The 20,518-nt window shown below is 38.7% G+C and carries 17 protein-coding genes and 2 pseudogenes; 17 read left to right on the top strand and 2 right to left on the bottom strand.

What is annotated here, in order from left to right; translation table 11 throughout:
• The 16 genes and pseudogenes from ADF68_RS00725 to nrdI all read left to right on the top strand — a co-directional run bounded on the left by ADF68_RS00725 (position 1) and on the right by nrdI (position 16,894).
• A complete protein-coding gene (locus tag ADF68_RS00725) occupies positions 1 to 1,767 on the top strand; it encodes an ABC transporter ATP-binding protein (protein WP_049548213.1) in 1,767 nt (588 codons plus the stop codon).
• A 137-nt stretch (positions 1,768 to 1,904) separates the two neighbouring features.
• Positions 1,905 to 2,594, top strand: coding sequence for a gamma-glutamyl-gamma-aminobutyrate hydrolase family protein (locus tag ADF68_RS00720; RefSeq protein ID WP_049548212.1), 690 nt, complete (start codon positions 1,905 to 1,907; stop codon positions 2,592 to 2,594).
• 171 nt (positions 2,595 to 2,765) lie between these two features.
• A complete protein-coding gene (locus ADF68_RS00715) occupies positions 2,766 to 4,115 on the top strand; it encodes a glucose-6-phosphate isomerase (protein WP_000018239.1) in 1,350 nt (449 codons plus the stop codon).
• Between the two features lie 183 nt (positions 4,116 to 4,298).
• Positions 4,299 to 5,099 carry an SDR family oxidoreductase gene (locus ADF68_RS00710; RefSeq protein WP_001000838.1) on the top strand — a complete coding sequence of 267 codons (801 nt, stop codon included), beginning with the start codon at positions 4,299 to 4,301 and terminating at the stop codon, positions 5,097 to 5,099.
• A gap of 62 nt (positions 5,100 to 5,161) precedes the next feature.
• Positions 5,162 to 6,988: a BglG family transcription antiterminator gene (locus tag ADF68_RS00705; protein ID WP_080979352.1), complete on the top strand. Its 1,827-nt coding sequence runs from the start codon at positions 5,162 to 5,164 to the stop codon at positions 6,986 to 6,988.
• The gene (locus tag ADF68_RS00700) at positions 6,988 to 7,485 is read left to right on the top strand and encodes a transcriptional regulator GutM (RefSeq protein WP_049548210.1); all 498 of its coding nucleotides are present in this window, start codon (positions 6,988 to 6,990) and stop codon (positions 7,483 to 7,485) included. The genes ADF68_RS00705 and ADF68_RS00700 overlap by 1 nt, the downstream gene beginning before the upstream one ends.
• Entirely contained in the window at positions 7,482 to 8,027 is a 546-nt protein-coding gene (gene srlA, locus ADF68_RS00695; protein ID WP_001106813.1) for a PTS glucitol/sorbitol transporter subunit IIC, read from the top strand. Before ADF68_RS00700 ends, srlA begins: the two co-directional genes overlap by 4 nt.
• Before the next feature lie 13 nt (positions 8,028 to 8,040).
• On the top strand, positions 8,041 to 9,021 hold the full coding sequence (gene srlE / locus ADF68_RS00690) for a PTS glucitol/sorbitol transporter subunit IIB (protein WP_000120696.1): 981 nt from the start codon (positions 8,041 to 8,043) through the stop codon (positions 9,019 to 9,021).
• A gap of 97 nt (positions 9,022 to 9,118) precedes the next feature.
• Entirely contained in the window at positions 9,119 to 9,490 is a 372-nt protein-coding gene (locus tag ADF68_RS00685) for a PTS glucitol/sorbitol transporter subunit IIA (protein ID WP_033585537.1), read from the top strand.
• A 196-nt stretch (positions 9,491 to 9,686) separates the two neighbouring features.
• Positions 9,687 to 10,163, top strand: a pseudogene (pgi, locus tag ADF68_RS00680) (glucose-6-phosphate isomerase); the annotation flags it as partial.
• 131 nt (positions 10,164 to 10,294) lie between these two features.
• The gene (gltX, locus tag ADF68_RS00675; protein ID WP_049548209.1) at positions 10,295 to 11,755 is read left to right on the top strand and encodes a glutamate--tRNA ligase; all 1,461 of its coding nucleotides are present in this window, start codon (positions 10,295 to 10,297) and stop codon (positions 11,753 to 11,755) included.
• A gap of 582 nt (positions 11,756 to 12,337) precedes the next feature.
• Positions 12,338 to 13,552 carry a pyridoxal phosphate-dependent aminotransferase gene (locus ADF68_RS00670; protein ID WP_049548208.1) on the top strand — a complete coding sequence of 405 codons (1,215 nt, stop codon included), beginning with the start codon at positions 12,338 to 12,340 and terminating at the stop codon, positions 13,550 to 13,552.
• A gap of 253 nt (positions 13,553 to 13,805) precedes the next feature.
• Positions 13,806 to 14,390, top strand: coding sequence for a DUF2625 family protein (locus tag ADF68_RS00665; RefSeq protein WP_049548207.1), 585 nt, complete (start codon positions 13,806 to 13,808; stop codon positions 14,388 to 14,390).
• Positions 14,391 to 14,872: 482 nt separating this feature from the next.
• A pseudogene (locus ADF68_RS00660) lies at positions 14,873 to 15,766 on the top strand (helix-turn-helix domain-containing protein); the annotation flags it as partial.
• 61 nt (positions 15,767 to 15,827) lie between these two features.
• Complete coding sequence (locus ADF68_RS00655) at positions 15,828 to 16,355, top strand: ABC transporter permease (RefSeq protein ID WP_049548206.1); 528 nt, start codon at positions 15,828 to 15,830, stop codon at positions 16,353 to 16,355.
• Between the two features lie 71 nt (positions 16,356 to 16,426).
• Complete coding sequence (gene nrdI / locus ADF68_RS00650; protein WP_049548205.1) at positions 16,427 to 16,894, top strand: class Ib ribonucleoside-diphosphate reductase assembly flavoprotein NrdI; 468 nt, start codon at positions 16,427 to 16,429, stop codon at positions 16,892 to 16,894.
• A gap of 316 nt (positions 16,895 to 17,210) precedes the next feature.
• Here the strand turns inward: nrdI and ADF68_RS00640 are convergent, their stop codons facing one another.
• Together ADF68_RS00640 and argS are read right to left on the bottom strand one after the other, a co-directional pair.
• A complete protein-coding gene (locus ADF68_RS00640) occupies positions 17,211 to 17,459 on the bottom strand; it encodes a hypothetical protein (protein ID WP_006146258.1) in 249 nt (82 codons plus the stop codon).
• 679 nt (positions 17,460 to 18,138) lie between these two features.
• Positions 18,139 to 19,830 carry an arginine--tRNA ligase gene (gene argS, locus ADF68_RS00635; protein WP_049548203.1) on the bottom strand — a complete coding sequence of 564 codons (1,692 nt, stop codon included), beginning with the start codon at positions 19,828 to 19,830 and terminating at the stop codon, positions 18,139 to 18,141.
• A 143-nt stretch (positions 19,831 to 19,973) separates the two neighbouring features.
• Between argS and argR the strand changes: the two genes are divergently transcribed.
• Positions 19,974 to 20,420 (top strand): arginine repressor, encoded by a 447-nt coding sequence (gene argR / locus ADF68_RS00630; RefSeq protein WP_001231485.1) that lies wholly within the window; start codon positions 19,974 to 19,976, stop codon positions 20,418 to 20,420.
• The last annotated feature ends 98 nt before the right edge of the window (positions 20,421 to 20,518 follow it).

Genomic DNA, 20,518 nt, shown 5'->3' with positions numbered 1-20,518 from the left:
ATGAAGACATTTGAATTTTTTTGGAACTATTTTAAAGTTTACAAGACATCCTTTATCGTTGTCATTACTATGATTATCATTGCAACGGTAGCCCAAGCCCTCTTTCCAGTATTTGCAGGTCAAACAGTCACAGAGCTGGCTAACTTGGTTATAGCCTATCAAAATGGTAACCCAGATATGGTTTGGCAAAGTCTATTAGGACTCTTGATTAATCTTGCTTATATTTTGATTGTGCTCGTGGTGTCGAGTCTTATCTATATGGTTTTGATGAGCCGTATTATTGCCGAATCGACAAATGAGATGCGTAAGGGACTTTTTGGCAAGCTTTCTCGCTTGACTGTTTCCTTCTTTGACCGCCATCAAGATGGTGATATCCTGTCACGTTTTACCAGTGATTTGGATAATATTCTCCAAGCTTTCAACGAAAGTTTAGTGTCTGTCATGACAAATATTGCCCTTTTTATTGGCTTGCTGATTGTCATGTTCGTAAAAAATGTCACCTTGGCTTTAATCACAATTGCCAGCACTCCAATAGCTGTTATCATGGTCTTCTTTATCTTAAAGCTAGCACGAAAATACACCAACCTCCAACAAAAAGAAGTTGGGAAACTCAATGCTTATATGGATGAGAGTATCTCTGGACAAAAAGCCGTTATTGTTCAAGGTATCCAAGAAGATGTGATTGCAGGTTTTGTTGAGCAAAATGAGCGTGTTCGAAAGGCCACTTTCAAGGGAAGAATGTTTTCAGGGATTCTCTTTCCTGTTATGAACGGGATGAGTTTGGTCAATACAGCAGTAGTTATTTTTATCGGTTCAGCTGTTTTACTGAATGATCAGAATATCGAGACAGCAACTGCTCTGGGTTTGATTGTCATGTTTACCCAGTTTTCTCAGCAATATTACCAACCCATTATCCAATTAGCGGCGAGCTGGGGAAGTTTGCAACTGGCCTTTACAGGTGCAGAACGTATCCAAGAAATGTTTGATGCAGAAGAAGAAATTCGTCCTCAAGATGCTCCAGTCTTCACAGAATTGCGAGAGGGTGTGGAGATTTGTAACGTGGACTTCTCCTACCTTCCAGGTAAACCGATTCTGAAAGATGTCAGCATTTCAGCTCCAAAAGGAAAAATGATTGCGGTAGTTGGTCCGACAGGTTCAGGGAAAACAACTATCATGAACTTGATCAATCGTTTTTATGATGTGGATGCAGGTAGTATCAGCTTTGATGGCAGAGATATCCGAGAATTTGATTTGGATAGTTTGCGAAGCAAGGTGGGAATTGTCCTACAGGATTCTGTTTTGTTTAGCGGAACTATTCGTGACAATATTCGATTTGGAGTACCAGATGCCAGTCAGGAGATGGTAGAAGCAGCTGCTAAGGCTACGCATATCCATGAATATATCGAAAGTCTACCAGATAAGTACGATACTCTGATTAATGATGACCAGAGCGTCTTCTCAACCGGTCAGAAGCAGTTGATTTCCATCGCTCGAACCTTAATGACGGATCCCCAGGTCTTAATCTTGGATGAGGCAACATCAAACGTGGATACTGTAACAGAGAGCAAGATTCAAAATGCTATGGAGGCAATTGTGGCAGGAAGAACGAGCTTTGTGATTGCCCATCGCTTGAAAACTATTCTCAATGCCGATCAGATTATTGTCCTTAAGGATGGTGAGGTTATCGAACAAGGAAATCATCACGAATTACTCAAGCTTGGAGGCTTTTACTCCGAACTGTACCATAATCAATTTGTCTTTGAATAAGCAAAAAAGTTGTCCTAATTTTGGGCAACTTTTTCTGATAAAAAAATTTTATCACGGACTTAAAAAATACATATTAGACAGGAGTGGGCAAGGATGATAAGATAAGATTATCAATAGAAAAGGAAAGGAAATCAGTGATGGCAAGAACAGTTGTTGGAGTAGCGGCAAACCTATGTCCTGTGGACGCAGAAGGAAAAAATATTCATTCATCAGTCTCTTGTAAATTTGCTGAGAGTATTCGTCAGGTTGGCGGACTTCCTTTGGTCATCCCAGTTGGTGATGAGTCGGTGGTCCATGACTATGTAGAAATGATTGATAAGCTCATCTTGACTGGGGGGCAAAATGTCCATCCTCAGTTTTATGGTGAGGAAAAAACAATTGATAGCGACGACTATAACCTAACTCGCGACGAGTTTGAGCTAGCTCTTCTACAAGAGGCCCTACGTCAGAATAAGCCAATCTTAGCCATTTGCCGTGGTGTCCAGCTAGTTAACGTTGCCTTTGGCGGTACGCTCAATCAGGAGATTGAAGGTCATTGGCAAGGTTTGCCTTTTGGGACTTCACATTCTATTGAGACAGTGGATGGCAGTGTAGTGTCTAAATTATTTGGTAAAGAAAGTCAGGTTAACTCAGTACATCGTCAGAGTATTAAAGACTTGGCACCCAATTTCCGCGTGACGGCTGTGGATCCACGTGATCAAACTGTTGAAGCAATCGAATCTATTGATGAGCACCGTATTATTGGTCTCCAGTGGCATCCAGAATTTTTGGTCAATGAAGAAGATGGCAACTTAGAATTATTTGAGTATTTATTGAATGAATTATAACGACTGGAAACCTAGTCGTTTTTTTGTCTTATTTCGTTCAAATTTTAATATTGTAACATTTTTTACGCAAATGTTTAAATTATGATAAAATTTGGAAAAATTCAGTATAAAAACTTGAAAAAATCTAAGGTAAGGGTTATGATAGAAGAGAAGAAATTTTGGAGGAATATTATGTCACATATTAAATTTGATTATTCAAAAGTATTAGATAAATTTGTTGCACCACATGAACTAGATTATATGCAGCCTCAAGTGACTGCAGCAGATTCTGCTCTGCGAAATGGTACAGGTCCTGGGGCAGAAATGACTGGCTGGTTGAACTTACCTGAAGAATATGACAAAGATGAATTTGCTCGTATTCAAAAGGCTGCTGCTAAAATCCAATCTGATAGTGAGGTATTGATCGTAATCGGTATTGGTGGTTCCTATTTAGGAGCTCGTGCAGCTATTGATTTCTTGAATAATTCATTTGTAAACTTGCAAAGAAAGGAAGAACGCAAGGCACCTCAGATCCTCTATGCTGGAAACTCTATCTCTTCAAGCTATTTGGCTGATTTGGTAGACTATGTATCAGACAAAGATTTCTCAGTAAACGTGATTTCTAAATCAGGTACAACAACTGAACCGGCTATTGCTTTCCGTGTCTTCAAAGAACTCTTGGTTAAGAAGTACGGTCAAGAAGAAGCTAACCAACGTATCTACGCAACTACAGACCGCGCTAAAGGTGCAGTTAAGGTTGAAGCAGATGCTAATGGCTGGGATACTTTTGTAGTGCCTGATAGTGTAGGTGGTCGTTTTACAGTATTGACAGCAGTGGGGCTCTTGCCAATCGCAGCTGCAGGAGCTGATATCAGCAAGTTAATGGAAGGAGCAAATGCTGCTCGCAAGGCTTATGCTTCTGATAAGTTGGCTGAAAATGAAGCATATCAATATGCAGTTGTACGCAATATCTTGTACCGTAAAGGTTATCTGACAGAAGTTCTAGCTAACTATGAACCATCTCTGCAATACTTCTCTGAGTGGTGGAAGCAACTGGCTGGTGAGTCAGAAGGGAAAGACCAAAAAGGGATTTATCCAACTTCAGCTAACTTCTCAACAGACTTGCACTCTCTGGGACAATTTATCCAGGAAGGTACCCGTATCCTCTTTGAAACAGTTATCCGTGTAGATAAACCTCGCAAAAATGTGCTGATTCCTGAATTGGCAGAAGACTTGGACGGTCTTGGCTACTTGCAAGGAAAAGATGTTGATTTTGTCAATAAAAAAGCTACAGATGGAGTGCTGTTAGCACACACTGATGGTGGAGTTCCAAATATGTTTGTGACACTGCCTGAGCAAGATGAGTTCACTTTGGGCTACACTATTTACTTCTTTGAGTTGGCTATTGCTCTTTCTGGCTACCTGAATGGTATCAATCCATTTGACCAGCCTGGAGTTGAAGCTTATAAGAAAAACATGTTTGCTCTTCTTGGGAAACCAGGCTTTGAAGAGCTGGGTGCTGAGTTGAATGCACGCCTTTGATTCTCATATGCTTTGAGTTCATTTAGAATATAAAAAGATCCACAAGTTCATTTCTTGTGGATTTTTAGTACAAGCCTCTTAATTAGTTTATTATTTTTTTTAAAAGTGTAAAAAAGAGTGTCTTAATTCTTTTATGAAAGCGCTGTATAATTGCCTTGTAAATAAAATTTGAGAGGTATCAAAATGAATGATTGGTTAAACATAAAAGGCAAAACAGTTCTTGTGACTGGCGCGTCATCTGGGATCGGTAAGGCAATCGTTGAAGAATTGCTGGAATTAGGAGTCAATGTAGCGAATTTTGATCTTAGCGACAACGATTTGCGTCACCCGAATCTATTATTTGTAAAAGTTGATGTAACTTCTCGCTCTGAAGTAGAAGAGGGTGTTGCCAAAATAGTTGAAAGATTTGGCAATATTGATGCGGTAGTCAATAATGCAGGGATTAATGTTCCCAGATTATTAATTGATGCAGAAAATCCTAAAGGTCCTTACGAGTTAGACGATGAAACGTTTGAAAAAGTAACAATGATTAATCAAAAAGGTTTGTATTTGGTTAGTCAGGCAGTAGGACGTATTTTAGTGAAAAATAGAAAAGGTGTAATTGTGAACATGGCTTCAGAAGCAGGTTTGGAAGGTTCTGAAGGACAAAGTGCCTATGCTGCAACAAAAGCAGCAGTCTATAGTTACACTCGTTCATGGGCGAAAGAGCTGGGTAAGCATGGTGTACGTGTGGTTGGAATTGCTCCAGGAATTATGGAAGCTACGGGGCTTCGAACTCTTTCTTATGAGGAAGCTCTTGCTTATACCCGTGGAAAGACGGTAGAAGATATTCGAGCTGGTTATGCTTCAACTTCAACAACTCCTTTGGGACGAAGTGGTAAACTACGGGAAGTAGCTGATCTTGTAGCATTCTATATTTCAGATCGTTCTAGCTATATAACTGGAGTCACTACAAATATTGCTGGAGGGAAAACTCGCGGTTAAAAAAATGAAGGTGAGGAAGAGAGTTGACCTTAGTAAATCGATGGTATAACATTTTAGAAAAAATGGTCTCACAGCCAACTTATTCCTTGGTAGATATGCGCTCAGAGCTGGATATTAGTATGCAAACCTTGCAAAAGAGTATCCAACAATTAAATGATGTTTTGGCTCCTAATATCCAGATTATCTCACAAGATGATAAGTTAATGTTAGAAGTGTATGACTATACAGAGTTGGAAAGGATTTTATCTGGTAGTTTAAAACAGGAGAGTGACTTCAATTCTTCCAGTAAAAGAATTGCCTATTTACTAAAACGTTTAATTAAGTCAAACTCCCCTCTTCTTATTGACGACTTGGCTGAGGAAGCAGGTGTTAGTAGAAGTACCCTTAATAAGGATTTAAAACAAGTAAAATCTTTGGCAGAGAGTTACTCTATCACTATTTCAGGAAAGCCCAACCGTGGGCTGGAGGTCTTGGGGGACGAGCTGAATTTGCGCTTGCTCTATATTCACCAAGTGGCCCCTTACTTTGAAGGAAGGACACTCACCGAGGCAACATCTTCTTTTCTGGAGACGCTACTCCAGGAGTATAAAATCCCGAAAGAAACAAAGGAACTCCTTCGAAAGACCATTTCAATTATGGTGGAGCGTATTTATGCATCTAGGGTGTTGAGTTGCCCTATTCCTTACTATAGGAATGATTTAACAGAGACACCTTTGGTTGAAAAATTAATCTATCATATTGAGATGACTTATAAGATTTCCCTCAGTCAGTTTGAAATAGACTTTTTGTGTTTTCCGTTTAATATCCGTTTTATTGACACTTTAAGCAAGCCGTCTTATCAATCTGAACAGCTTGCAAACATTTTTCAAGGGATTGTCAAGAAAGTCAAAGAAACAATGTTGGTTAACTTTGATGATGAAGAATTATTTGAAGAAATCAAGTCTCATCTAGGCCCCTTAATCAATCGACTGATTTTCCATGTGCAAGCTAATGATATATTCCATGGCGAGGTTCAAACTCAATATCCTTTTGCTTTTGAAATGGCGAAAATTGCTGGAGAAGAACTGTCTGCAATTTTTGGTTCTGAATTGGAATTATCTGAAATCGGATATCTGGCTTTGTATTTTGAAATGATTTTAAGAAAGCAAAACTCTGTTGTAAATGGTTCTCGCAAGCAGATAGCAGTAGTTTGCACAACAGGAAGAGGAACTGCTGCGATGATTATTCAGCAACTCAGACGAATCCTTGGAAATGATGTAGACATTACTCAGTATTCTGAAGAGGATTTTAATCTGGATTTGAATCAGGACTATTTCGCGATTTTTACGACAGTTCCTCTAAAATATAAAGATTCTAAATCTCCAGTCATTCAAGTTAATCATCTTTTTGATGATCAATGGCTGCGGGAAGAATGGCAGAGGGCCAATGCTTTTCATCAAAAAAATCTAGAAACAGTCAGCTTACGTTTTCTTCGGTTGAGTCCCCAAAAAACCTATCAGCAATACTTGCTAAATATGGTTGCAGAGTTAGAGAAACTTCAGATGATTGATGAAGGTTTTAGAAATCGGATAATTGATAGGGAGAAAAAACAATCAACCATTTTTGGCGGAGGAATTGCTTTTCCCCATACAATTAACCAAGGTTATGCAAAAACTATTTTAATGTTTGGAAAACTAGAAGAGCCTTATCAAAAAGGAGATGATTGGATTGAATTTATCTTTCTAGTCGCTATACCCTCAGAAATTGAAAGAAAAATGGAAAGTGAATTGCTGGAATTGTATGACGACATTTTTCGAATTGCAGGAGAGCCTTCTCTAAAAGAAGCATTGAGGGCTGTAGAAACAGAGACAGAATTTCTATCATTTTCTAAGAGCAAAGGAGTATTTTAATGAATTCGCTAATAATTTTCGCTGTATTTGTCATGGCAGCTTATATATTTCAAATGTTCCTCGGCTGGCAGCAACTCAAAGACTTCAATAAGACCTATACGATGCTCCGGAAACTGGGGCGCGTAGCGATTGGCAGAAAATCCGGAAGAATCAAATCCGGTACGATTGTCATGTTCGCGGTTGATGAAAACGGTCGGGTTCTTAAAGCTAGCAAAATGCAAGGAGTCACAATCTTAGCGCGTTTTCAAAATATGGACGATTATGTTGGAGAAGACATCCATTATTTTGACAAGTATAATCCTCTTGTGAGAAAAGAAAATAAGTTGATGCAATCAGCTATAGAAGATGCTAGAAAAGTCTATCTTTGGCATGAGGCAGGTATTGAGAAAGAGACAAGTTCTTCTGATTCTTTTCTGGGATTCGGCTTTTATGCGGATTACTTACAATTATCTATTAAACAGTTATTTAAAAAAAATAAGAAAAGGAGTTCCTTATGAATTACATTACAGAATTTGCAGAGAGTTTTATGAAACTCTTCCAATTAGGTGGAGAAACCTTTATTAGCTGGATGACAAATATTGTACCTCTTGTCTTGATGCTATTGATTGCAATGAATACCCTTATCGCTTTCTTGGGAGAAGAGAAGGTCAATTCCTTGGCTAAGATTTCTGCCAAAAATCCTGTTAGCCGGTATATGATTTTACCTTTCATTTCAGCTTTTATGCTGGGAAATCCGATGGCAATCAGTATGGGACGTTTCTTACCAGAATATTATAAACCTAGTTTTGTAGCAGCTCAGATGCAGTTTTGCCATACTTCAAATGGTGTATTTCCACATATCAATCCTGGGGAATTATTTGTATGGATGGGAATTGCGACAGGAATTCAAACTTTAGGTTTAAGTCAAATGGACTTAGCCATTCGTTACATGCTTGTTGGGCTTGTCATGAACTTTGTAGGTGGTTGGGTAACCGATTTTACAACTGCTTATGTAGCAAAACAGCAAGGTGTTACCTTGAGTAAAACATTTGATTTATAGAAAGAGTGAAATTATGTCATATAAGAGTATAAAAGTTGTTAAAGGAAATGGCGGTTTCGGAGGACCTTTGGTCATTACACCTAGTGAAGCTAAGCATAAATTCATCTATATTACTGGTGGCGGAGAAAAGCCAGATATTGTAGATAAAATTGCTGATTTGACCGGTATGGAAGCTGTTAATGGGTTTAAAACTTCTATCCCAGATGAGGAAATTGCTTTAGCAATCGTGGATTGTGGCGGTACTCTTCGCTGTGGTATTTATCCTAAAAAGGGAATCCCTACAATAAATATTGTCGCTACAGGGAAAAGTGGGCCTCTAGCTCAATATATAACCGAGGAAATCTATGTGTCAGCAGTTGGCCTTAATCAAATTTCTGCTGCTAATGAAGACGAAAAAGCGACAACTGTGGTAACTGAAAAGCCAACTTACGATACTAGTAAAAAAATTACAGAGCAAAAAGCTGAAACAAGTATTGTAGCACGAATTGGGATGGGGGCTGGTAAGGTCGTTGCAACTTTCAACCAGGCTGCTCGTGAAGCCATCCAAACAATGCTCAATACAATAATTCCTTTCATGGCCTTTGTTTCCTTGCTGATTGGGGTTATTCAAGGATCTGGTGTTGGAAATTGGCTGGCAAAATTAATGGTTCCCCTAGCGGGGAACATCTGGGGACTCGTTTTAATTGGCTTTATCTGTTCCTTACCATTCCTATCTCCTTTGTTAGGTCCCGGAGCTGTTATTAGTCAGATTATTGGAACTTTAATTGGAGTCGAAATCGGAAAAGGGACTATTCCGCCCCAAATGGCTCTGCCAGCTTTATTTGCTATCAACACTCAAAACGGTTGTGATTTCATTCCTGTAGCACTCGGCCTATCTGAAGCCAAGGCTGAAACAGTTGAGGTTGGTGTCCCTTCGGTACTTTATTCACGCTTTCTCAATGGTGTTCCGCGGGTGCTAGTTGCTTGGATAGCTAGTATTGGTCTTTATCAGTAGACCTTTGATAGATGCCTGAAAACAGAGAACTATTATGTTAAACTTATCTATAAGCCTAAGTTTATGACAAATTAGAGAAAGTATGAATAGAAATCAGATGAAGAAAATTTTTGAAACTAAAGTAATTCAAGTAGGGTCTGAAGCTCAGAATATGATTCAAGATGCCAATATGCTCATTTTATTTGGAGAAGAAGCACCAGAAGATTTATCAGAGTATTGTTTTAAGATTGATAACAAAAATCTGCTAGGTTCAATACTAGAAGGTGGCAAGCTGGTGGTAGATAATCAGGAATATTCGATTAGTTCCGTAGGAAATGTAGTAGAAAAAAATTTAACTGGACTGGGACATATCACGATTTCTTTTGATGGTTCAAAAGAGGGGAGCCTTCCTGGTACACTCCATGTTGTAGCAGATCAAGCGGTAGTAATTGATAAAGATTCTACCATTCAGATTTTTGAAACTGCTTAACCATAATAAAATTTCAAATCAAGCAATTTAGAAAAATAAAAGTCTAAAAAATTGATTCAGAGCCTGGACCAAAAGTCCAGGCTTCTGGGTCTAAATTAGAAAAAATAGATGACGCAGTGGTTGATTGGCAAGTCAATCAAACTAGCCAGTCAGTGCAAGGGAATTTCCAGCAGATGCATCCACAAGGGGTGCCTGAACAGAAGGAAAAGACCAAAAAGGGATTTACCCAACTTCAGCTAATTTCTCAACAGACCTACACTCATTGGGTCAATTTATCCAAGAAGGAACTCGTATCATGTTTGAAACAGTTGTCCGTGTTGACAAACCACGTAAGAACGTGATTATCCCTACTTTGGAAGAAGATCTTGATGGACTTGGTTACCTTCAGGGAAAAGACGTTGACTTCGTTAACAAAAAAGCAACTGACGGTGTTCTTCTTGCCCACACAGATGGTGACGTACCAAACATGTACGTAACTCTTCCTGAGAAAGATGCCTTCACTCTTGGTTACACAATCTACTTCTTCGAATTGGCTATCGCCCTTTCAGGTTACTTGAATGCCATCAACCCATTTGACCAACCAGGTGTTGAAGCTTACAAACGTAACATGTTTGCCCTTCTTGGTAAACCAGGATTTGAAGAATTGAGCAAAGAACTCAACGCTCGTCTATAATAGGATATAAAAAGGGTGGTTTTACCACTCTTTTTGCTTTTTCTCGAAAAGAGAAATTGGACTCTGGCAAGACTTGTGATATAATATAGAGAGCAAAAAGGCAGACGCCTAGAGACTTTATAGGAGAAGATATGTCAAAAGATATCCGCGTACGTTACGCACCAAGTCCAACAGGACTACTACACATCGGAAATGCCCGTACAGCATTATTCAACTACCTTTACGCCCGTCATCATGGTGGGACTTTTATCATCCGTATCGAAGATACTGACCGTAAGCGCCACGTCGAAGATGGAGAACGTTCACAGCTTGAAAACCTTCGTTGGTTGGGCATGGACTGGGATGAAAGTCCAGAGACTCATGAAAACTACCGCCAATCAGAACGTTTGGAACTTTATCAAAGATACATCGACCAACTCTTGGCTGAAGGAAAAGCCTACAAATCTTATGTAACAGAAGAAGAGTTAGCAGTGGAACGTGAACGCCAAGAAGCAGCTGGGGAAACACCTCGCTATATCAACGAATACCTTGGTATGAGCCAAGAAGAAAAAGCAGCTTACGTTGCAGAACGTGAAGCAGCGGGGATTATCCCGACTGTTCGTTTGGCTGTCAATGAGTCAGGTATCTACAAGTGGCATGATATGGTCAAAGGTGATATCGAATTTGAAGGTGGCAATATTGGTGGTGACTGGGTTATCCAAAAGAAAGATGGCTACCCAACATACAACTTTGCCGTTGTCATTGATGACCACGATATGCAAATTTCTCATGTTATTCGTGGAGATGACCACATTGCCAATACACCAAAACAGCTCATGGTCTATGAAGCGCTTGGTTGGGAAGCACCTGAGTTTGGGCACATGACACTTATCATCAATTCTGAAACTGGTAAGAAGTTATCTAAACGTGACACCAATACTCTTCAATTTATCGAAGATTACCGTAAGAAAGGTTACCTTCCAGAAGCAGTCTTTAACTTCATCGCTTTGCTTGGTTGGAACCCTGGTGGGGAAGATGAGATCTTCTCTCGCGAAGAGCTTATCAAACTCTTTGATGAAAACCGTCTCAGCAAGTCTCCAGCAGCCTTCGACCAGAAGAAAATGGACTGGATGAGCAATGAGTACATTAAAAATGCGGATCTTGAGACTATCTTTGAAATGGCCAAACCATTCCTCGAAGAAGCGGGACGTTTGACAGACAAGGCTGAGAAATTGGTGGAACTCTACAAACCACAAATGAAGTCAGTGGACGAAATCGTTCCATTGACAGACCTTTTCTTCTCAGACTTCCCAGAATTGACAGAAGCTGAACGAGAAGTCATGGCTGGTGAAACTGTTCCGACTGTACTTGAAGCCTTTAAAGCCAAACTCGAAGCTATGTCAGATGATGAATTTGTGGTAGAAAATATCTTCCCACAAATCAAAGCGGTCCAAAAGGAAACTGGTATCAAAGGGAAGAATCTCTTCATGCCAATCCGTATCGCCGTTTCAGGTGAAATGCATGGTCCAGAATTGCCAGATACCATCTACTTGCTTGGACGTGAAAAATCCATCCAACATATTGAAAAAATGTTGGCAGAGATTGCAAAATAAGCTAAGTTCCGACTACTTTTGGCTATAGTAATTGTAGGACTTAGTTCAGAGAGAATCACAAGGTTCTCTCTTTTTTGTTGCCAAAGTAGAATCATGTTCAATTAAATGTTTAGGTGGCACTTTAAAAAAGAGTTCCTTTTATATGTACTTATTTGAAAATGCAAAAGTTTTAGTGTATAATACTAAGTGACAGGGCAAGGGAAAGAAGTCAGTGATATGGTAAAATTCTTTACAAACAGACTCGAATTAGCCCAGACATCGTCTATGTTGTTTGTTGAGTCGACTTATTTTTTCTTTGCGTTTTGCTGGACACAGGAAGAAATTCATGAGTTCATGCAACTATCACCCATAACGATGCCTTCGTTTTCGATTCGAAGTTTATATGCGAGACTTTAGATTTAGACGTATATCTTACTAGAGGTGCATATTTTTCTCTTTCTTCTCCCAAAAATAGAAAGAAATCGACCTTGCTCTGTTCACCTTGCGTTAAGCAAGGTTTTTTTGTGGAATAGTACTAGGCGATTTACGATTTTTCTATCAAGTGGTATAATATTAACTATCCTGATGAATTGAGGAACTCAAATGAAAGAATTTAACAAATCAATCAAATTAGAGCATGTGGCTTATGACATCCGTGGTCCAGTCCTTGAGGAAGCCATGCGTATGCGAGCAAATGGAGAAAAAATCCTCCGTTTGAATACAGGGAACCCAGCTGAGTTTGGCTTTACCGCACCAGATGAGGTCATCCATGATTTGATTATGAATGCGCGTGATAGTGAAGGTTATTCAGATTCAAAAGGTATCTTTTCAGCCCGTAAAGCAATTATGCAATATTGCCAATTGAAAAAATTCCCTAATGTAGGCATCGATGATATCTACCTTGGAAATGGTGTGAGTGAGTTGATTGTCATGTCCATGCAAGGTCTCTTGGACAATGGCGATGAAGTCTTGGTTCCAATGCCTGACTACCCACTTTGGACAGCTGCAGTTAGCTTGGCTGGAGGAAATGCCGTTCACTACGTCTGTGATGAAGAAGCTGAATGGTATCCTGACTTAGATGATATCAAGTCTAAGATTAGTTCAAATACTAAGGCTATCGTTTTAATCAATCCAAATAACCCAACTGGAGCCCTCTATCCTAAGGAACTCTTGTTAGATATTATTGAGATTGCTCGTCAAAATGACTTAATTATCTTTGCGGATGAAATCTACGACCGTATGGTTATGGATGGCAATGTTCATACACCGGTAGCTAGTCTAGCACCAGATCTTTTCTGTGTCAGCATGAATGGTCTGTCTAAATCTCACCGTATCGCAGGTTTCCGTGTGGGTTGGATGGTTTTGTCTGGTCCTAAGAAGCATGTCAAAGGCTATATCGAAGGGCTTAATATGCTCTCAAATATGCGTCTCTGCTCTAATGTCCTAGCGCAACAAGTTGTTCAAACTTCACTCGGTGGTCACCAGTCAGTGGATGAATTGCTCTTGCCAGGTGGTCGTATCTACGAGCAAAGAAACTTCATTTATAATGCCATTCAAGATATCCCAGGTTTGTCTGCGGTTAAACCTAAAGCGGGTCTTTATATATTCCCTAAAATTGATCGCAATATGTATCGTATCGATGATGATGAACAGTTTGTTCTTGATTTCTTGAAGCAAGAAAAAGTACTTTTGGTTCATGGACGAGGATTTAACTGGAAAGAACCAGATCACTTCCGTATTGTTTATCTACCACGCGTAGATGAGTTAGCCCAAATTCAAGAAAAGATGACTCGTTTCTTGAAGCAGTATCGTAGATAAGAACGATCTAGGTTTCGAGTACAATCAGCAAATTTTATCTCAGAGAAATCAAATGTTTTTATGATTTTAACATTGTTTCTCTGAGTTTTTTCATATTTTAAAAAAATGTATTGATTATCTGCAATATCCTGAGAAGTTTGAATTTGTTGATTTAGATAATGAAGTATCTGCGATTGAGCTTCTTTAATGTTGTGCATATAAATAAAAATGAAGCAAGAGTGAAAAATTGAATGGGATAGGGGAGACGAATAAAATGTTAACTACGAAAAAGATTCTTGAGGAATTTGAAGAAAGTCCTAATGATATTAAATTCCTTAAATTTAACAAAAAAATAACGGATATTATAGAAAAACCACAAGAACTAAAGTTTATCTTAGAACATTTTTCTTATGTAACTGTTAATGGTTATTTAAAAATCTTGGGGAATGATTCAGAGAATGGCTTCAGCTACTGTAATAAATTGTTTTCAAAATGTTATAACTCGAATCGTTGTTTGATAGCTTATGATATCTTGGGTGGTCTATTTGCAATAAATATTGAAAAATTAAATGCAATAGAATATTTCGCTCCCGATACATTAGAATGGGAGGATTTGGAGATAGATTATAAGGACTTTTTATATTGGGTGACAACAAATCAGTTAGACACATTTTATCAAGAGCTGATAGTACCAGATTTGTTCACATTAGATTTATCGCTTGAATCAAATGAAGTTGTTTTGACCTATCCTTTTATTTGGTCAATGGAGTACACTCTATCAGGTGCAGCTAGAAAAATAGTCCCTTTTAAAGAATTGTTAGAAATGAATGCTGATTTTTATAGACAGTTAAGGATGTGATAAATAAAGGGTTTAATGCACTAAAAAGATATTTGAAATTAGTATATACAGTAAAATATTCATTAATGTAAACTATTATTATTAAAGACTTCCATAGCAAAAAGCTTTTTTGTATAAATGTGTATTACGAGTGTGTGACTGATAGACAAACATTAAAATATATGATAAACAAAAATAGAAAAAAATTAAAAGGAGAATCCTTATGTCAGTAATTTCATCAATGGGCCTCACATATTGCTTGACAAAAGAAAAAGGCAAATAATGTAGATAACAAATTTCACAATGAAATGAGGTCGGGCAAAAAGTCTTTAAAATAAAAGTATATTATCAGATGTTTAAAAACCTTGATTTAACACGATTCTTGAATTTTAAAATTTCGATGTATTGCAATAAAAATTAACCGAAAAACTACATTTTTTGTGAAATAAATTAGATGTTCGGATATATAGAAAACGCTCTAATCAAAATTTCATGAGCCCGAAATATTGAGTCAGCAACTCGATGAAGAAGCCTTCAAGGCTCATCTCAGCCAAAAAGAAAATTGGTGGGTCGGACTTTCAAAGGGAAAACAAGGGAATTTTGTCATTCCCTACTATGTTCTAGGTCAGGACTGGCAAATCGTCCTTGCAGATCAGGAATTTGAGGGTTTGCTAGTCATGCCTTTTGAAGCTCCTTATCAAATCAACTTTGAAAAGTGGAAGCGTGATGTTGAAAAGACTCTCTTTTATGGATCGGTCAATTTAGATCAGTCTGAAAGTCTCTTTTCTTACTACGAACCCATCTATCGGGTGATTATTCAAGGAAATCTCCAGCAAATTATTGATGAATTGACCTTGCTTGAGAAGATTGTCTTAGAAAATACACCGAGAGTATCTATCACAAAGCAGCTCTTTACCCAGTTTGTCATGGATGTCTTCCATCTTTTTGAACATTTGAAAGCAGATGACATGACAGATATTGTCAAAAACATCCATGCCATTACCACTTTTGAGGACTTAGTCGCTTATACCAAGAAAACCTTGACTTCCTTCTTTGGCCAATACCGCATGAATGAAAATGTAGTTAGTGTGCTCGAGGTCATTGGTAGAGACTACCAAAAAGAGCTTTCTCTTAAGGATATCAGCAAGGATCTCTTTATCAATCCCGTTTATTTGGGTCAACTAATCAAGAAGGAAACCAATTCCACCTTTGCAGAGCTTCTCAATAAGCAACGCATCAAGGCGGCCCAGCAACTCTTGCTATCTACAAATGATAGTATCGAGGATATCTGCTATACGGTTGGATACAGTAATGTAGGTTATTTCTATAAGGTTTTTCGAAAACTGTGTGGGAAGTCTCCTAAAGCCTACCGTAAACAGGTGGAAACGAACTTGTAGCAGTTGTTCTCCTTCGGAAAATATGCTATAATAATAAAAAAATTATGAGGAGGTTACTTTTATGAAAAAGAAACCAATCTATCTGTGGGTATTACTGATTTTTTCAGCCTTACTCTCAGCAATGTCGCTATTTGGAATCATATCTCCAGTACCTACTGCGGATAGTGTGAACAACATTGAAAAGTTAGGTGGAGATGCTACTTATGCTAAGGAGTTCGTTGATTACACCATTAAGGTATCGGAGCATGGTCATTCTGTCTTCAGCATTCTCTTGGTTGTCTTATCTGTTATTCTAGTTGTTGTGGCTTTGGTTTTCCTTATTCGTAAAAACATCCAATTGGCTAACTACACTTATCTTGCTTATGTCTTCGTTGCCATCGTTGGTTCTATCTACAACTTTATCGGCGTTCAGGATGCGGTTTCACTTTTTACAGACCCTAACATCCGTATGGGAGCGGAGCTTGGTGCCAAAGGTTCTGCTATTTTTGGGGTTGTACTCAATGTTATTTTCCTAGCAATCGTCTTCTATAAGATGTGGCGTCAGCAGAAAGAATTAACAGAAGCTCAAGAAGAGGAAGAACTAGCCTAAGAGTTGACAAAGCATAACTATCAAGATACAATCTTGGTAGTTATTTTTTATGATTCAAAAAGGAGGAGAAAATGAAAAAAATTTCCTTAGTCTATATCAGTCTGAGCGGAAATACGGAGAGTTTCGTTACACGTCTGAAGGCCTACCTGTTAGAACAGTATGAGAACATTGAAGTAGAAAAAATTCATATTAAAGATTTGGTCAAGGAAGGGGAAGACTTCTTTGAAATGACCAACCCATATGTGGCTTTCCTACCGACTTATCTAGAAGGTGGCAATGGTGTTGATAATGGTGATGTGGAGATTTTGACCACTTCAGTAGGTGATTTTATCGCATACGGTGACAATGCCAGCAAGTGTTTTGGCGTTGTAGGATCCGGTAATCGTAACTTTAACAACCAATACTGTTTGACGGCTAAACAATACAGCCAACGCTTTGGTTTTCCTGTTCTAGCTGACTTTGAGATGCGTGGAATGCTGGGAGATATTAAAAAGGTTGCAGGGATTATTGCGAAACTCTATGAATTAGAAGCTTTGTAAGAGGCCAGATTTTCTGAGGAAGAGTTTTATTCTATGAATAAATGATTTACTTCAAAAGGGAATAGTCGAAATGAGTAAATTACAGAGATCATTTTTAAAGTATATAAGACGCAAACCAAGCTTCAAGGATATTATGCTATGCAGTGCTTTGCTACTCTTAGAGTTCGCTCTGTTGCAGTTCTCCAAGAAATTTCTTGATGAAAGTTTGTCAGCATACGGAACCATGGCATCACTAGGGATTGTTATACTGGTGGGAATCGTAGTTCTCAGGAAAAAATAGAAAAGGACTCGAGAAATGTCATCTCGAGTCTTTTTGTTAGTTGCGAATTTCGTCAACGATTTCTTTTGAAATGGGGATCCCTAAACGGTAGCCTTTATTCACGTAATCAATGACATCGTTGATATTTTCTATCGTTTGGATCTTTTCTTTGATAGTTGCACGAAAATCTTGATCTTTCAATAGTTGGTCCTGAAGCAGTCTTTGAAGTTTCTCTTTTTCATATTTGTTGACAAGAAAGAGAAAAAGAAGACTAATAACAACTAAGATATAAGCGTATTGGCTCATAAAAATTCTCCCTAAGTGATAAAGAAATGAATAGCAAGAGAAAAGCGAAGAGTCTCCGCTTTTCAAGTCATTCTAGTAAAGTGTTTAGGCAATTCGCCTATAGTTACGATGTCAAGGTCTCTAAATCGATTAATTTAGGAACCATGACTAGTGAAGCGCCTAGCCAAATCCCCTATAGGATTTAGCGTTAGTTACATAGATTGTTCTGCAATCAAGTGATTTTACCGATTACGACATAGTGCGACAGAAATCGATAATATTTCTGTTGTACTACTAGTGAAGCAGTTAGCTAGACCATATAAAAGCGGCTATCGTCTAACAATTAGGAACTTTAGTTCCAGTAACTTTAAGATTGCGACGTCTTTCGGTAGAAATCGATCATATTTATGTCCTAAAACTAGTGAAGCGCCTAGCCAAATCCCTTATAGGATTTTGCGTTAGTTACTTAGACTACTTTACAATAAAGTGATTAAAAGATTACGACATTCACCTAACCAAATCGATATTATTTGGTTAGGTGAATTAGTGAAGCGATTAGGCAAATCGCCATAGTTACGACGTCATGGTCTCTAAATCGATTATATTTAGAGACCATGACTAGTGAAGCAGTTAGCTAGTCCGCATATAAGCGGCTAGCGTCTAACAATTAGGAACTTTAGTTCCAATTGTTAGTACTGAATCACATCTTCTCTGGCGCTTCTACTCCAAGCAAGCGAAGTGCTTCTTTGAGAACGACTGCTGTTGCGTAGCTGAGGGCTAGACGGCTGTCGCGTTCTGGGCTTTCATCCAAGATACGCGTATGTGCATAGTATTTGTTAAAGGCTTGAGCTAGGCTAATTGCAAATTTAGCAATGATAGAAGGTTCAAAGTTATCTGCTGCACGGTTGATAATACGTGGGAAGTTTTGGATGAGTTTGATGATTTCCCAGCTTTCAGCATCATTCAAGCTATAGTTGCCGTCTGTTTCTGGTTTGAAATCTGCTTTGCGTAAGATCGATTGGATACGAGCGTAGGCATATTGAACATAAGGACCTGTTTCGCCTTCAAAGGATACCATAGCTTCAAGGTCGAAGTCGTACCCATTTGTACGGTCGGTCTTGAGGTCATAGAATTTAATAGCTCCGACCCCAACAGCATGTGCTACCTGATCTTTATTTTCCAATTCAGGATTTTTAGCCTCGATTTGGGCTTTGGCACGACTAACAGCCTCTGCAACAGTAGGCTCTAGCAAGATAACATTCCCTTTACGAGTAGAGAGTTTTTTCCCTTCTTTTGTAACCAATCCAAAAGGAACGTGGGTAATGTTGTCACTCCAGTCGTAGCCCATTTCTTGCAAGACAGCTTTGAGCTGTTTAAAGTGGGCAGATTGCTCTTGACCAACGACGTAGATCGATTTGGCAAATTGGTATTCATTTTTACGGTAAAGGGCTGCAGCCAAGTCACGTGTGATATAGAGAGTTGCACCATCAGATTTCTTGATGAGGGCTGGATGCTCAATTCCATATTTCTCAAGATTGACAACTTGGGCACCTTCTGATTCTACAAGAAGGCCTTTTTCAGAAAGAATGTCTACAACTGCATCCATTTTATCATTGTAGAAGGCTTCCCCGTTGTAGCTGTCAAATTCGACTTGCAATTCATTGTAAAGGCGGTTAAATTCCACCAAACTTTCATCACGGAACCATTGCCAAAGTGCGAGAGCTTCCTCGTCTCCATTTTCCAGTTTACGGAACCATTCGCGTGCTTCTTCATCCAAACTTGGGTCATTTTCAGCTTCAGCATTGATACGAACGTAGAGTTTAAGAAGTTCATCAATTGGATGAGCTTTTACAGCCTCTTCGTCGCCCCATTTTTTGTAGGCAACAATCAGCATTCCAAACTGTTTACCCCAATCTCCCAAATGGTTGACCTTGACTGTTTGATAACCGATTTTTTGGAAAATATGTGACAAGCTATCTCCGATAACAGTTGAGCGTAGGTGGCCAATAGAAAATGGTTTAGCGATATTGGGACTAGACATGTCGATAACAACATTTTCTTGTTTGCCAATAGTTTGGTCAGCATAGTGTTCTTTTTCAGTGATAACAGCTTGCAATACTTGAGCAGAAATGGCAGATTTATCAAGGAAAAAGTTGACGTAAGGTCCTGTTGCAACAACCTTTTCAAAGGCTTGGCTGTTAATTTTTTCAGCCAGTTCAGCCGCAATCATTTGAGGTGCTTTACGTTCGACTTTTGCAAGTGAAAAAGCAGGGAAAGCAATGTCTCCCATTTCTGAGTTTTTAGGGGTTTCCAGTAAATTTAAAATAGCCTCTTGATCCAGGCTGTCAATGACGCTAGCCAATTCGCTAGCGATCAATTGTTTTGTATTCATTATAAACTCCTTTGGACTTTTCTTCTATTTTATCACAATTTTGAGGAATGATAAGAATTTTTTTTGAAATATTCAGTTTTTTTGGTATAATGTTCTTATTAAATAGTTGTAAAATGTTATAAATATTCACTAGAGAGGATGTTATGAGAAAAAGAGAACGTCATCAGTTGATCAAGCAGATGATCACTGAGGAAAAATTAGGGACTCAAAAAGAGATCCAGGATCGGTTGGAAGCACGCAATGTTTTTGTGACGCAAACGACCTTGTCGCGTGACCTTCGCGAACTGGGCTTGACCAAGGTTAAGAAAAATGATAAGGTCTACTATGTACTAGCAAATGAGACAGAGAAGATTGACCTGGTTGAGTTTTTGTCCCATCATTTGGAAGGTGTAGCAAGAGCTGAGTTTACCTTAGTTTTGCACACTAAATTGGGTGAAGCCGCAGTTTTAGCCAATGTTGTCGATGCCAACAAGGATGAATGGATTTTAGGGACAGTTGCGGGTGCCAATACTCTCTTGGTAATCTGCCGAGATCAGCATGTTGCTAAACTCATGGAAGATCGTTTGTTAGATTTGATGAAGGATAGATAAGGAGGCTGGGACAAAAGTCCTAGCCTCTCAATTGCCTTTGGATTGTCGAGCAAGACGCAGTGGTTGAGTGGGCTCTACTACGCTGATTTCATCAGCTT

Origin of the sequence: Streptococcus pseudopneumoniae (assembly GCF_001068775.1) — a bacterium.
GTDB lineage: Bacteria > Bacillota > Bacilli > Lactobacillales > Streptococcaceae > Streptococcus > Streptococcus pseudopneumoniae_N.
Note: the sequence above shows the minus strand (reverse complement) of the source record. Positions and strands in the feature narration are given on the sequence as shown.